General features: G+C 43.3%; 13 protein-coding genes. 4 read left to right on the plus strand and 9 right to left on the minus strand.

Annotated elements, in window-relative coordinates:
- Positions 1-98: 98 nt before the first annotated feature.
- Entirely contained in the window at positions 99-434 is a 336-nt protein-coding gene (locus AC0VYI_RS11875) for a ribosomal protein L7/L12 (protein ID WP_199478667.1), read from the plus strand.
- 203 nt (positions 435-637) lie between these two features.
- On the opposite strand, the gene AC0VYI_RS11880 is transcribed toward AC0VYI_RS11875, so the two are convergent.
- Positions 638-2,080, minus strand: coding sequence for an NAD-dependent succinate-semialdehyde dehydrogenase (locus tag AC0VYI_RS11880; RefSeq protein WP_475449536.1), 1,443 nt, complete (start codon positions 2,078-2,080; stop codon positions 638-640).
- Positions 2,081-2,301: 221 nt separating this feature from the next.
- Between AC0VYI_RS11880 and AC0VYI_RS11885 the strand changes: the two genes are divergently transcribed.
- Entirely contained in the window at positions 2,302-3,309 is a 1,008-nt protein-coding gene (locus AC0VYI_RS11885; protein WP_475449538.1) for an MsnO8 family LLM class oxidoreductase, read from the plus strand.
- A gap of 94 nt (positions 3,310-3,403) precedes the next feature.
- Here AC0VYI_RS11885 and AC0VYI_RS11890 read toward each other — a convergent pair whose 3' ends face one another.
- On the minus strand, positions 3,404-4,993 hold the full coding sequence (locus AC0VYI_RS11890; RefSeq protein WP_475449540.1) for a GMC family oxidoreductase: 1,590 nt from the start codon (positions 4,991-4,993) through the stop codon (positions 3,404-3,406).
- Positions 4,994-5,231: 238 nt separating this feature from the next.
- Here AC0VYI_RS11890 and AC0VYI_RS11895 point away from each other — a divergent pair, with 238 nt between their 5' ends.
- Positions 5,232-6,182 (plus strand): helix-turn-helix domain-containing protein, encoded by a 951-nt coding sequence (locus tag AC0VYI_RS11895; protein ID WP_475449542.1) that lies wholly within the window; start codon positions 5,232-5,234, stop codon positions 6,180-6,182.
- A gap of 23 nt (positions 6,183-6,205) precedes the next feature.
- On the opposite strand, the gene hpaR is transcribed toward AC0VYI_RS11895, so the two are convergent.
- The 4 genes from hpaR to AC0VYI_RS11915 form a co-directional block, all read right to left on the minus strand.
- Positions 6,206-6,628: a homoprotocatechuate degradation operon regulator HpaR gene (gene hpaR / locus AC0VYI_RS11900; RefSeq protein WP_199478672.1), complete on the minus strand. Its 423-nt coding sequence runs from the start codon at positions 6,626-6,628 to the stop codon at positions 6,206-6,208.
- An 81-nt stretch (positions 6,629-6,709) separates the two neighbouring features.
- Positions 6,710-7,864, minus strand: a complete 1,155-nt coding sequence (locus AC0VYI_RS11905) for an MFS transporter (RefSeq protein ID WP_475449544.1) — start codon at positions 7,862-7,864, stop codon at positions 6,710-6,712.
- A gap of 110 nt (positions 7,865-7,974) precedes the next feature.
- Positions 7,975-8,889 (minus strand): p-hydroxyphenylacetate 3-hydroxylase reductase component, encoded by a 915-nt coding sequence (locus AC0VYI_RS11910; protein ID WP_475449546.1) that lies wholly within the window; start codon positions 8,887-8,889, stop codon positions 7,975-7,977.
- 108 nt (positions 8,890-8,997) lie between these two features.
- Entirely contained in the window at positions 8,998-10,167 is a 1,170-nt protein-coding gene (locus AC0VYI_RS11915; RefSeq protein ID WP_475449548.1) for a p-hydroxyphenylacetate 3-hydroxylase oxygenase component, read from the minus strand.
- A 293-nt stretch (positions 10,168-10,460) separates the two neighbouring features.
- Between AC0VYI_RS11915 and AC0VYI_RS11920 the strand changes: the two genes are divergently transcribed.
- Complete coding sequence (locus tag AC0VYI_RS11920; RefSeq protein ID WP_475449550.1) at positions 10,461-11,819, plus strand: aldehyde dehydrogenase family protein; 1,359 nt, start codon at positions 10,461-10,463, stop codon at positions 11,817-11,819.
- A gap of 142 nt (positions 11,820-11,961) precedes the next feature.
- Here AC0VYI_RS11920 and AC0VYI_RS11925 read toward each other — a convergent pair whose 3' ends face one another.
- The 3 genes from AC0VYI_RS11925 to AC0VYI_RS11935 all read right to left on the minus strand — a co-directional run bounded on the left by AC0VYI_RS11925 (position 11,962) and on the right by AC0VYI_RS11935 (position 14,237).
- Positions 11,962-12,384, minus strand: coding sequence for a GlcG/HbpS family heme-binding protein (locus AC0VYI_RS11925; protein WP_475449551.1), 423 nt, complete (start codon positions 12,382-12,384; stop codon positions 11,962-11,964).
- 4 nt (positions 12,385-12,388) lie between these two features.
- The gene (hpaD, locus tag AC0VYI_RS11930) at positions 12,389-13,243 is read right to left on the minus strand and encodes a 3,4-dihydroxyphenylacetate 2,3-dioxygenase (protein WP_475449553.1); all 855 of its coding nucleotides are present in this window, start codon (positions 13,241-13,243) and stop codon (positions 12,389-12,391) included.
- Positions 13,244-13,496: 253 nt separating this feature from the next.
- The gene (locus AC0VYI_RS11935) at positions 13,497-14,237 is read right to left on the minus strand and encodes a helix-turn-helix domain-containing protein (protein WP_475449555.1); all 741 of its coding nucleotides are present in this window, start codon (positions 14,235-14,237) and stop codon (positions 13,497-13,499) included.
- Positions 14,238-14,272: the final 35 nt, after the last annotated feature.

Raw genomic sequence — 14,272 nt, forward strand, 5'->3', positions numbered from 1 at the left:
ATTGGTTTCTAATTACGTTGAACCTTGGGCAAGGGTACTCTATCTTTGTTCGTCATGTTTTTCCTAATATAGTGTGATTACTCGAAGTTGAGATTGATATGAATGATGATAAGTTGAAACGTGCTGTACCGGAAGGTTTTGAACAAGTCGTGCTGCAGCCAGTAGAATATAGTCCGTTGATGTACATTGATATTGCTCTTTCTGAGGGGATGCCGAAAGGAGAGGGGTTTGATTTATGGTATACCTCGTTTGGCCTTAATAAAATGAGTGCTATATCAAGCATTCGGTCTATGACAGGAATGGGGCTGAAAGAGCTTAACGTGAAAGCGCATTATCCCCCCATTTTGCTAAAAGAAAAACTTTCAATCACCGAATTAAATGAGTTTATTCTGCGTCATAAAATGGATCACATTATATATTCTTTTAAGGAATAATCGTTGCAAAACGGCTAATCTATTTTTGCTAAAAACAGCTGGTAAAATTTTAAGATCTATCGGAGTGTTTTGCTATTCTAAAGTTTGTATTGCACTCTCAATAAAGTATAACGATTCGTGCGTGGTTACCTAATAAACTCCTCGGGCGTGCTTCCTTAAAAGTGCCCGAGGAGTGACAAAGATTCACAGAGTCGGGAATACTGTTATGCAATCGAACTGCAGATGTATTTCATCTCTAAATAGTCTTCGATACCATATTTTGAACCTTCTCGACCTAAGCCTGATTGCTTCACACCACCGAAAGGGGCGACTTCATTGGAGATCAGGCCGGTGTTATGACCAACCATGCCATACTCAAGCCCTTCGGATACGCGAATCATACGAGCATGGTCTCGTGTGTAGAAATAGGCTGCTAAGCCAAAGATAGTGTCATTGGCCATTGCAATGGCTTCTTCTTCTGTATCAAATGGGAAAAGCGGGGCAAGAGGGCCAAAGGTTTCTTCTTGAGCGACATTCATGTCAGGTGTTACACCTGTCAGAATGGCAGGCTCAATAAATAAGCCACCTAGACGCTTCCCACCATGGACCAAGGTTGCCCCTTTGCTAACGGCGTCTTTGATGTGCTCTTCGACTTTTAAAATGGCTTTTTCTTCAATCATCGGGCCAATCTCTGTCCCTGCTTCGGTGCCATTACCCACTTTTAGGGCTTTTACCTTTTTAGTCAGTTTGGCTGCAAAGGCATCATACACACTTCGTTGAACCAGAATACGGTTTGCACACACACAAGTTTGACCCGCATTACGATATTTAGAGGCCATTGCGCCTTCAACGGCTTTATCCAAGTCGGCATCGTCAAAAACGATGAAGGGGGCGTTGCCGCCTAATTCAAGAGACACTTTTTTTATGGTGTCTGCACATTGCGCCATTAATAAACGACCAACTTCGGTAGAGCCAGTAAAAGACAGTTTGCTAACAACATGGCTGTCGGTTAATACTTTACCAATTTTGCTTGCAGAGCCTGTGACAACTTGGAATACACCCGCTGGGATACCAGCACGTTGCGCCAATTCCGCTAGCGCTAACGCAGTAAGTGGGGTTAAATCAGCAGGGCGAACAATCATCGAACAACCTGCAGCCAAAGCTGGAGCGGCTTTACGTGTGATCATGGCCGCTGGAAAGTTCCAAGGCGTAATGGCCGCCGTGACACCAATCGGCTGACGAATAATCGTAATTCGTTGATCCGCTCGTGGTGCCGGAATGGTGTCGCCATAGAGGCGTTTGGCTTCTTCTGCGAACCATTCAATGAAGGAGGCCGCATAGGCAATTTCACCTTTGGCTTCCGCTAGAGGCTTGCCTTGTTCAGATGTCATCAGCAACGCTAAGTCGTCGGTGTTTTCAATGATTAACGTAAACCAACGGCGCAAAACCGCCGAACGTTCTTTAGCTGGTAAAGCGGCCCATTTCTTTTGGGCGATTTTAGAGGCTTCGATCACCGCAGGGATTTCTTCAGGAGAAAGGTGAGGAATCTCGACAATGGTTTCACCTGTCGCTGGGTTGGTAACAGGGTGGGTGGTTTTTGCTTTTGCTTCAACCCACTCGCCATTGACTAAACAACGAGACTTAAGAAGGGACATATCCTTTAACATGAGTATCACCTATATATTTGGTAATTAAATAAAGTGAGATCTTTGCACGGTCGCTGTGCAAACCAATAGGTTTGTCTCGTCTTGGCTTCGCTTGCGACATGATGAAACGATCTCTAAGTAAGTTATTCTTGTACTAATCACATTGCTATTATCAAATCTTCATCAATCAAAGTAAATAGGTTAACATGTTAACTAATTTACTTTGATAAAGAGAATACCCTATGAATATAAGATTATCGGTTGTTGATCAAACCCCAGTGCATGGTTCGCATCATAAAAAAGACGCTCCTTTGTTAACGGTTGAGTTAGCAAAACATTGTGATGAATGGAATTACCATCGTTATTGGGTAGCAGAACATCATGATAGTGTACATTTTGCTAACCCTTGCCCTGAAATCTTAGTTGCTCATTTGGCCAGTATAACAAAGCGTATCAAAGTCGGTAGTGGTGGTGTGATGCTATCTAACTATAGTCCATTAAAAGTGGCGGAATGCTTTTCTATGTTGGCATCACTTTTTCCAGGGCGTATTGACCTTGGTGTTGGTCGTGCTCCCGGTGGTTCGGCTATGACATCCTCTGCTTTAGCCTTTCCGAATAAAGCGTTGAATGGTCAGTTTTATGCCGAACAAGCGGCATTGCTAGAAAGTTTTATTCATGGCTCTTTTAAAGAGGCTCACCCTTTTAGCTCGATACATGTGATGCCTGAAGTGCGCGATGTACCAGATTTATGGATGCTTGGGTCAAGTGGCGGCAGTGCTGAGTTGGCTGGAAAGCTGGGCTATCATTTGGCTTTGGCTCGATTTATTGATTCTGAAAATTGTCATCCGCGTATTTTTGACGCGCATCAGAAAGCGTGGCAACAGGCTGGGCATGAGCGTCCATTGCAAAGAATGTTGGCGATTGCTTGTATTTGTGCGGAAACAGAAGAGGAAGCGAAACTCCGAGCAGGAACCGCTGTATATCGTAAATTTGCCACGCATATAGGTGAGCGGGAGGACTTTTTAACGCCAGCCCAAGTTCGTGATAGATATCGTGGGATGCCAGCCTCTCATCAAGCTTTGTTTGACCGTATTGAAGCCAGTTATACGATTGGCACACCAGAACAATGTTGGAATGAAATGGAATCCCTTGCCGAGACATTTAAAACCGATGAGATTTCCCTCGTTACTGTGACACATAGCCAAGCAGATCGTTTAGACAGTTATCGTTTGTTAGCAAAGAACTTATAAGCTGAGACTTTTGCACGACTACTGCGCTTGCCAATACTTTGTTAAAAACAGGCTGAGAAAACAGCCTGTTTTTGATGATGAGGGCTCTTGTTCGTTATTCCTCGTTGAGGATAAATTCAGCGCAACGCTCTGCGATCATAATCGTCGGAGCATTGGTATTCCCCGAGATAATGGTTGGCATAATAGAGGCATCGCAGATACGTACCCCTTTGACTCCATTAACACGGAGCTTAGTGTCGACAACAGCTTGTTCATCAGAGCCCATGCGGCAAGTGCCAACAGGGTGGTAGACGGTTTTAGCATGGCTGCGAATGTGGGCTTCGATTTCAGCATCTGAAATATCTTCTTTGGCGGAGGGGCGCAGTTCTTCGCTGATCAGTTCCGCCATGGCCGGTGCACGTATAATCTTACGGGCCAATTTAACACCACGGATAAGCGTATCAACGTCGTCACGATGTGATAACGCACCGCTTTCGAAAATCATTGAATCTGTTGGGTTTGCACTGCGTAGTCGGGCGAAACCTCGGGATTTAGGACGTAAGAAACAAGGGTTGATGGAAATGCCATGACCTTCAATGGGCTCGCGGTCTACGTCACCCACCAAGGTTGGCAGTACATGGAATTGAATATCAGGACGACCACAGTTGCTGGTATCCACAAAGCCACCTGACTCAACAACGTTAGAAGTCAATAAGCCTGTTTTAAAACAAGTCCACTGGAAACCATAAGACAGTGCTTTGAGGCCTTTATCACTGCCAAGTAAGCTAATAGGCTGTTTTGCTCGACCATAGATACTGACTTCTAGGTGATCCTGATAGTTTTCGCCCACTTCTGGAGAATCGTAAAGTGTTGATATGCCGTGTTTAGATAATTGCTCTTTTGGACCAACCCCCGACAGCATTAATATTTTGGGGGTGGATAATGCGCCAGCGGCTAGGATGACTTCTTTCTTCACCGAGAGTACTTCTATTTTGCCGGATTCATTACGCAACTCAATACCTGTCGCGTTGTTATTAGCATCAAAGATGATCTTGTTAACGTAACATCCTGTGCGGATTTCTAGGTTTGGCGAGTTCTCTACCTCGTTGAGGTAGGTTGCAGCGGTACTACCACGACGACCATCAAAAGTCGTGGTGTGATAGAAGCCAATGCCATCTTGTTTTTCACCGTTAAAATCATCGTTATAAGGGATGCCCGTTTGTTGTGCGGCTTTTAAAAAAGCTTGGCTGAGAGGGTGTCTAAAACGCGTGTCGCTTACACGCAAAGGGCCATTCGTGCCGTGAAATGGCTCGCTTAGGCGCATATGGTTTTCTGAGCGTTTAAAGCTTGCTAGGACATTTTCCCAACCCCAGCCATCGCAGCCGTTGCGCTCCCATCCCTCGTAATCTTCTTTCTGGCCACGGATGTAAATCATAGCATTGATTGAGCTACCTCCACCGAGAGTGCGACCTTGTGGAACGTAGGTTTTGCGACCACCTGCGTCGGGCTGAGGTTCGCTTTCATAAATCACGGATCGCTTTGATCCAATAACACGAATGAATGTGGCTGGCATTGTCACGAACATAGAGTCGTCTTTTGGGCCGTCTTCTAGTAAGACTACCTTAAAGCCTGCTTTTACAAGTCTATGTGTCACTGTGCAACCGGATGAGCCACCGCCAACGACGACGAAATCAATGGACTTCATGAGTAAACCTCTTGCTCTTATTATTGTGTTTGAGTGTTGATATGGATGAGCATAGAGCTTTATTGAGAGGGAAAATTGATCTTATCGGACGGGGGATTTGACTCAGCAGGACATTTTGCCAAGACACGTAGCTGTCAATTTAGTTAACATGTTTACTAAATATTTGGCTAGGGTTATGATCCAAGTGACATCATTTTAGATATGCATCCTTAAAAACAAAAACTACATTGAGGGATTTATGTCATTTTCAGGACAAGTTCGAGTATCTACTCGAGATATAGATCTTATGTCTCGACACCATTATTGGGAAAAAGCCGTTAACCAGTACGTGATTCATATTGATTGCCCTGTGTCTTCAGATTCACCATTGGAGGCGGAATTACGACATTCTCACGGGGATATCATTAATGTGAATTATATTGAGGCGAATAGGCACTCTGTGCAACGCAGCCGTATTGATATTGATGAGGATAGTCGCGATGGTTTTTTCGTATGTCTAATGACAAAGGGGAATGGTTATTCATATCAAGGTATAAATTGCGCGAGTCATATGCCAGGAGATATGGTTATTTATGACACCGCAAAACCTTATGGACATGGATTTCCCGAGAATATGGGAATGTATGTTTTGGATGTGCCTCGATCTATTGCGGAGCGGGAGTTAGGGGTTGTCGATGGCCTTATAAAAGTAGATCGCACTTTGCAATGTGGTACTTCGTCAACAAGTGCCATTTTTAAATTATTAGAGAGTAACCCCGTTAGTCATCATGCTTTTCAATTAAAAGCAGAAGAGGTGATGCACCATATTCAAGTACTGTCTGGATTACATGGCGCGAAGTTCAATCAGAAAAATCGACATTTATTGTTTTTCAAATGCAAAGCATTAATCGAACAACATTTAACCTCACCGGATTTGAACTCTGAGATGATAAGCAAACAATTATCTGTGTCTTGTCGTCAAATAGCTCGAGCGTTCGCGGCTCATGGTATGACGATGAGTCGGTATGTCTGGCAATCAAGGTTGCATAAAAGCCGTGAAGATATATTGAATTTGGATAATTTGAGTATCACCGATATCGCTTATAAGTGGGGATTTAATCACTCTTCACATTTTAGTCGAGCCTATAAGCAGTATTTTAATGAGTCTCCTCATTTAACCAGACAACAAAAAAGGCAGAATCTTGTCTGAGAACTGCCTATTATCAAGGCTGCTCAGCTTTCCAAAGCAATAATATCGCTCAACAGTCGGCTAAGTTCTTTTAGTTTGTCTTCACCTAGCTTTTCGATGACACGCTGATATGCTGCATCTACTTCTGGACGGAACTCTTTGACGACCTTATTGGCCATAGGTGTTAGTGACAGCAGGGAAATTCGCTGATCAGTCGGCGATTTTTTGCGTATCAAGAAGCCATCCTCTTCAAAGCGAGTAATAATGCGTGTCAAACTTGGGCTAAGAATACAGCATAGTTGTGCCAGTTGTTTGACTTCTAACTCTTCATGATCATTTAAAACGCGTAAGACTCGCCATTGCTGTTCTGTAAAACCTGCCTTTTGCAATACTGGTCTAAAAAAGGTCATGGATGATTCACGTGCTCTTAATAATTGCAGTGTCAGGGAGTCTTCTAATCTTTTCATGTAATCTCGATAATTCCTAAAATATGATTTTGATAATATACAATGCGCCTTATAAATAAATGTTAGTGCACAAAGACGTTGTTACTTCATTGTTTGGAGGTTTCTGTGGGTAGCGGTTGCTAAAAGTGTACAAGCTAAGATGGCAAAGGCAATCGTATGGGGGTGCAGGTCAATCATTAAAGGAACAATTTGAGCAAAGATCGCCCCGAAACTTAATTGCAGAAACCCAAGTAATCCTGCCGCCATGCCTGATAATTTATTGGCCGTTCCTATTGCGGCACTTTGGTAACTGGGTTGGCTTATGCCTCGCCCCAGCGTAATGATAGACATGGGCAAAAAGAGTGTTGCAAAACTCATTGGTAAGCTTATTTGCAGTACTAATAAGGCGACGGCTCCGAGAATGCAGAAGCTATTTCCAACGAGAATTGATTTATCCAATGAAAGTCGTCTATTTAATAATGTACTTAGGTATCCGCCTAGCATAAAGGCTCCAGATACCAGCATAAACCAATAGCCATACGCTAAGCTGTTTTTGCTTAAGTCTTTGGTTAGATAGGGTGAGGCACTGATGAACAGATAAAAACAAAGTGCGATAAGTGTGTTCGCCATGGCGTAACGGTTAAAAGCGGGTTGACGAATGAGGCTCATATAATGACTGAGCATCATTTTCAATGGTAGCTTTGGAGGCCTTTGGGGTTCTGGCTTGATCAGTTTGAGGCTAAGCAAGAGTAAAATAGCCCCTTGAATGGCTGAAAAGGCAAAAATAGCTTGCCAGCCTATATGGGTATTTAATGAGCTACCAATTAATGGGCCAATGCCTTGTGATAACGCGATGGCCATGACCACATAGCCCATTTTCTGCGAAGCGAGTTTTCCTCCTGAACTGGCAACCAGTAATGCTCTTGACATCGAGAGGGTAAACGCGCCGCCAATGCCTTGCAGAATCCGACCTAATAGCATAAAAAATAAATGCTCGGTTACCAATGCGATTAACCCACCGACAACAAAGAAAGATATGCCTAAAAGTATGGTAGATCGGTTTCCGAGCCTGGCAATCACAGCCCCTACTGACAGCTGACCTAGGGCAAGAGCGGCGAGATAGAGGGAGTAATTCAATTGTACCGTTGATGAGTCAATGCCCAGTTGCTGAGCAATGTCTGGTAAAGCAGGTAAAATGGCATTAAGTGCAATAGGGCTGCACATCGCCAACAAAATGAAATAGGGGATGGGAATCATTGAGACAACTAATAACTTAACGTGTTAAATAAAAGTTATTATACATGCATAAAAAAATCCCACGAGGGGATTTTTTATCTTTGACCTTAAAAACTACGAATCGAAGTTAATTAAGCCAATTGTTTTAGCAAATGTTGTAGTTGCTGTTTAAAACCGGCTAATTCATCTTCTTTAAAGTTTGCAAAGATGTCTGCTTGTTGCTGATTGGAGATGGCCCATAATCGCTCAGACATTTCCTGACCTTTTTCAGTCAGTGATAAATCACGGTTAATCAAGCCAAAACCTTTTAGGCTTTCAACACCATCAGTCACATCCACGGATGGAATAGTCACCAGGTTGCTTAAGTCATCTAAGGTGACGCCTGTGGTATCACTTAAGACAAGGAGCAATCGAGCTTCGCTGGTACTGAGGCCTGTTGCAGACTGCTTTGGTAGATAGTTCTCTTGAACCTTCTGCAGCACTTTATGCATAAGATAGATAGCACTGTCGTGCAAACGAGCCAATGTTTTATCCGATGCCACATTCAGAGCAGGTGTTTTGGCGCCGGTAAAAGGAATTGCGCCAGCATAGCTACCCTGAACATAAAGTAATGGCGCACGACCATGGTTTTCAAACGCAACGACTTTACCAATCATAATCCAGTGATCACCGCCATCGACGACTTGGTATTTTTCACATTGAAAATTGGCCGCCGTATTAGTGAGTAGTGGGGCACCACCAACACCAGGATGCGTCTCAACATTGGCAAATTTATCATCGCTTGGTTTCGCAAAATTGTTGGATAAATCAATTTGATCTGCGGCTAAAATATTGACAGTAAAATGATCGGATTTTTCAAATACGGCATAGCTGCTTGATGTTTTAACGATACTCCACAATACCAATGGTGGATCAAGAGACACGGAGTTAAAGCTGTTAGCGGTTACACCAACTTTCGTACCGTCAGGAGATTTTGCGGTAATGACCGTAACACCTGTGGCAAAATTACCAAGGCAGCGACGGAATTCTTTAGGGTCGAAGTTCATAGAATTCTCTCTTATTCTTATTTATACCTATTCTGTTTAGCCATGAGTCATCATGGCTAAACACTTGTATCTCGATATTGTGTGCCTAATTACTAAAGTAGATAGTTATTAAAGTAGAGTTGGATCTGGCTCTAACCCCATAACCTCACGACCAATAATTTGCGCACAAACATCGTAATCGGTATAAGCATGAGCGCCACACATATGACAATCACGGAATATTCGCTGTGCTTCTTTGTCTAGTAACCAGTTGTTGGCACCGATTGCACTAAACATGCGATCAACGGCTTCGATACACATTTTAACCGCATAGGCCTGGTTTGTTCTCCAGTGCGCTAATGTTTGACGGTCTGGATAGCTATGTGCTTCGGCATGCTCGGCATGTTCTTCCCAAGTTTTTTCTAAGAAGGCGCGAGCCGCTAGAATTTGATGAGTTGATTCTCCTGTGCGAAGGATGGCTGGGATCGCGGCATTCACTTTAGCGCCGGTATAAGCGCGTACTCGGTTAGCCGTCACTTCTTTATAAACTTCTAACATTCTTTCTGCTGTGCCAAGCGCCATTGCAGCAAAACCTGAGGCGAAGTAAGGGCGGTATGGTGCGTAGAAGATGTTACTGTCAGGATATAAGCCATATCCAGCGGATTTACCTTCCATCATGTCTTTGGCTTTTTGAATACGGTGTTCGGGTACAAAGGCGTCTTTGATCTGTAGTGTTTTCGTACCAGACCCTTTCATTGCCATGGAGTGCCAATCGTCATCAATGGCGTAATCTGATTCTGGAATAACCGCAAAACAATAGTCTTTTGTGCCTTCAGCATTATCTCTTAAAAAGCCCACAATGGCCCATTGTGCGTGGTCACAACCGCTACTCCACTTCATGTCACCATTAAAAATGATGCCACCATCGGCTTCTTCATAGTGACCAAATGGCGCGATACTGCTGCAGGCAACGGCATCAGGTGTGTTTTTCCAGACTTCGTCTTGAAGTTGTTTTGGAAACATGGCTAGTTGATGGTTGTGGGTGCAAAGTAAGCTGAATGCCCAAGCGGTGCTGCAACAGGCGCCAGCAAGAGCGGCAATGCAATCGCCAAATTCAGGTAAGGAAATTTCGTAACCGCCATAAGCTTTAGGTAGAAAAGCTTTATGTAAACCAATCTTTTTCAAAAGTTCGATATTTTCAGCGGGCACTTTTCTTAGCTCTTCTGTTTTAATCGCATTTTTGGCAATTTCTGGAAGAACTGCTTGAAGGTCTTTTAATAAAGGGTTCGCACGTTTCATAAGTTTGGCCTTGTCTTGTTTTTGTTCTGATAGGAGTCAGTATTAGGCGAAGGCACATTTTTATGAATGTTATTTTTGAGCAAAACTTAGGACTTTTCTAGAATGTCTTGTTTTTGATTCCTGAAAAATACCAAACGTTACTTTTTAAAATAAGAGAGGACGATAGTGAATTTACTTAGTTCATGAAATCCTATTGCCTTAAATAGACATAAAATATCCCTTTGGGGACATGGTTTGTGGGCTTGTATTCATTTAGTTTTTTTAACCTTAATATAAAAATAAGCGGAGTTTTCATGAGCCTTGATGTTATTAACCCAGCCACAAAACAAATCTATAAAAGTGTTGAAGCTTCCAGCGTCGAAGAGCTAGATGGCATCATTGAAAAGTCAAAGACTGCATTTTCAGTTTGGAGCCAAAAAACTCATGAGGAGCGCTCTGCTGCGCTACATAAAGTCGCGGCGGCGCTTGAAGAAAACAGTGCAGAACTTGCTGAAATCATTACCTCAGAACAAGGTAAGCCGCTTTCATTAGCGCAATTTGAAGTAGGTGGTGCGGTGGCTTGGACTCGTTACAATGCTGACCTGAATTTAGCCCCAGAAGTCATTGAAGACAGTGAAGTTAGACGTGTAGAGGTGCATCGTACACCGATTGGTGTTGTGGCTTCTATCACACCATGGAACTGGCCTTTAATGATTGCCATTTGGCATGTTATTCCTGCCATCAAAGCAGGGAATAGCGTTGTCATTAAGCCTTCGTCATTAACGCCTATCAACACCATTCGCTTAGCAGAAATCATCAATGAACATACTGTACCAAACTTGGTGCAAGCGTTTGTGGGAGAAGGTGGCATGGGTGAACCTTTAGTTACTCACCCAGATGTGAAAAAAATCGTATTTACTGGCTCGACTCCAGTCGGTAAGCGTATTGCCTCTTTGGTAGCGAACGACCTTAAAAAGGTAACTTTAGAGCTTGGTGGTAATGACGCTGGTATTGTGTTGGAAAACGCCGATATCGATAAATTGGCCGAGAAGATCTTTATGTCTTCTTTTATCAATATGGGTCAGACTTGTGCTTGTTTGAAACGTCTGTATGTTCATCGCTCTAAATACGATGCATTGTGTGATGCGCTAACTAAGATTGCTGCTAGCCAAGTCGTGGGTGAGGGCATGAAAGAAGGCGTGACGTTCGGCCCAGTTCAGAATCAAACACAGTACGAGAAAGTGAAAGCCATGATTGCAAGCGCACAAGCTTCTGGTGCAGAAGTAATTGCGACAGAGCTTCCACCAGGTTTGAACGGCTATTTCATCGCACCGACGATTATCAAAACATCGCGCCATGATATTGATGTGGTATGCGATGAGCAGTTTGGCCCCGTTCTTCCGGTTATTCCTTATGATGATCTTGAAGAAGTGATGAAACACGCTATTCATAAAGAGTTTGCTTTAGGTGGATCGGTATGGGGAGAAGCATCTCCTGAGCTGGAATGGGTTGTGAATCAGCTGGATTCGGGGACTGTGTGGGTAAATAATCATGCAGAAGTGTTGCCTCATGTGCCATTTGGTGGAAACAAAGGATCCGGTATTGGCGTAGAGTTTGGTATGGAAGGTTTACTCGAGAATACGCTACGTAAAGTGGTAAACCGTTCTAAATAACACAACGTATCCGAATTCTGAGTAATCGACTGAAAGCGCCTGATGTGATCATCAGGCGCTTTTATTTGTATTATGCCTAGAATAGCGGCGTCTCCTAAAGATCAGCACTATTCGATGCCGATATCTCTGCCAATAAAGACGCTTAGAAAAGGCTGTTTATGGCGCTGGTCGCACAATCAATATCTTGCAATTCGCTGCCGCCTGAAATGCCAATGGCTCCGACTAGATTGCCCTCGATCGTAATCGGCAACCCGCCACCTAAAAACGTGAAATTCGGTTCACTTTGCAGTGCGAAAAGCGTGTTGTTTTTATCGGCTAGGCGGGTTTGCCAGTCCTTTGTTGGGATCTTAAAGGAGGCTGCGGTTATGGCTTTTTTGCGGGAAACGTCGTAGGAAATACTTGGCGCATGGTTCATGGCAGCGCTTGCTAACACATTACCAGAAGGGCAGACAACCGTTATGCAGATATCAATGCCCAGTGTTTCTGCATGCTGGACGGCAACACTACAAAGTTGTAGTGCTGCTGTTGTGCTTAATGTGTGTTTGATGATTGTTTTATGTTGCATAGTCTCACTCGATTGGGAAAAGGACATTTACTTGTCCGGTACCAGAACTTGGAAAGTAGTTAGTGATAATTTCAGCTTTACCTTGATAATCTTTCCAGCCTAAGGCGCCAAAGAGCATTGCCGTATCATGCATGCCGCCTTCGCCGCTGCAAAATTTAGCGTATTCGGGCAGCATATCTAGAAAGGTTTGTGTTTCGCCGGATTGCCAAAGATCCAATACTCGCAAATCCACTTGGCGATGGAATTCCCGCGAAATGGTAAACGTGCCATTGTTTTGCTCATAAAGATGGTTTTCCCATATTTGATGGGATAAAGAGCCAGAAGCAATCAGCATGACGTTATTGTCACTGTTTTCGATTGCCTCACGAATGGCTTCTCCAATGAGGCGCGATTCTTCTAAGGAATGTACTGTGCACCACGCCGCGATCGAAAGAACTTTGAAATGTTTGTCCTCGTTCATGTAGCGCATAGGAACCAAGGTGCCGTATTCGAGATCCAAGGTTTCTACTTGATGTGAGATCATATGGACGCCTTTCTCTGTTGCGGTATTGGCAATCAGATCGCCCAATTCTGGGTTGCCATCATAGGAATAGGCAAGATCTTGAATGAAATGAGGGAATTCATGGCTGGTGTAGACACCCTCATAATGGCGATTTGCATTAATATGATGTCCTGCATTGACGAGCCAATGAGTGTCAAGGACAACAATAGTATCGACACCGGCTTCCTTCGCTCTACGTGCTATCTCTTTGTGGCCATTGATGGCTTCTTGTCGGCATCCCTCTAATCGCCCAGGCTGCTCAGAGAGCAACATGGTTGGAACGTGAGTTACTTTGGCTGCGATGCTTAACTTTCCCATAAAATCTCCTAACAATATTATTTTTATTAACATGTTAAATAAATGATGTTTTTAACGCGTCTTCAATCTGCTTTCTTATAAAATGAAACTAACGTTGACTTACAGCAATCTCTGAATCAAATTCAGTCACTAGCGTTACCCAGAGTATAAAAAGTTTCTTTCAGGTTTTTATTTGTGTATGTGAACAAGCGCTTTGCTTCGAACAAAATCCGATTATTGATCATTTTTTGGATTGACTTCATCGAGGGTCACTTTAAGCGATAAAATGATGGAAGAGTTCTGCTTGGGATTTGATACCGAGCTTGCGGTATATATTTTTCCTATGATTCTTGACGGTTCCTTCAGAGACAAAACATTTACTGGCAATCTTGCTGGAAGATAAACCATCTAAGATAAACCCAACGATTTCTTTTTCTCTCTTGGTTAAATTGGATAAATTTGAGTCAGGTTGAGGCTTAGACAGTGTTAATTTTTTGTCCGTGACCTTGCTTGAGCGAATACGCTCGTGCGTTTGAATCGCCGTTTTTATTGGGTTTAGGGTGAGGGTTAGCTCGTCATAAGCCATTTTTTGTGCTCGGTGGTTATCATTTGTGGAATACGCAATGCATATGCTTCTACCATCTTGAGTGCCAATCACGATATTCGTCTCATTCTGCCAGCCGAGTTGTTGGTAAAAACTGTCATAGTAGGCTGATTGATAAAACTCCTGTGTTACTAGGCTGTCGAGAGTGACCATCTCTTTGTGTTTTTTTTGGCAAACCAAGTCGTAAACGGGGTCCAACAGATACGCCGATTCGCAATAGATCTTGTCCAGTTTGGACATGGGACACTCGCCAAGAAGAACGGGCTTGTCCGCTTTCGAGTAACTGACAATTTTAATCTCATCAATGACATCAAGGGTTTGGATAGAATGGGCAACTTGGTCATAGAAGTGTTCTTGACCAATGCTTTCTATCAGGCTCGGTAATGATTGGTATAAGCTTAAAGTTACCATTTTTTCATGCCCTTATTATAAGTTCTTGTTAGGGG

The organism is Marinomonas sp. 63XJN7_9_ISO-PGPR-S23-217, assembly GCF_056173515.1.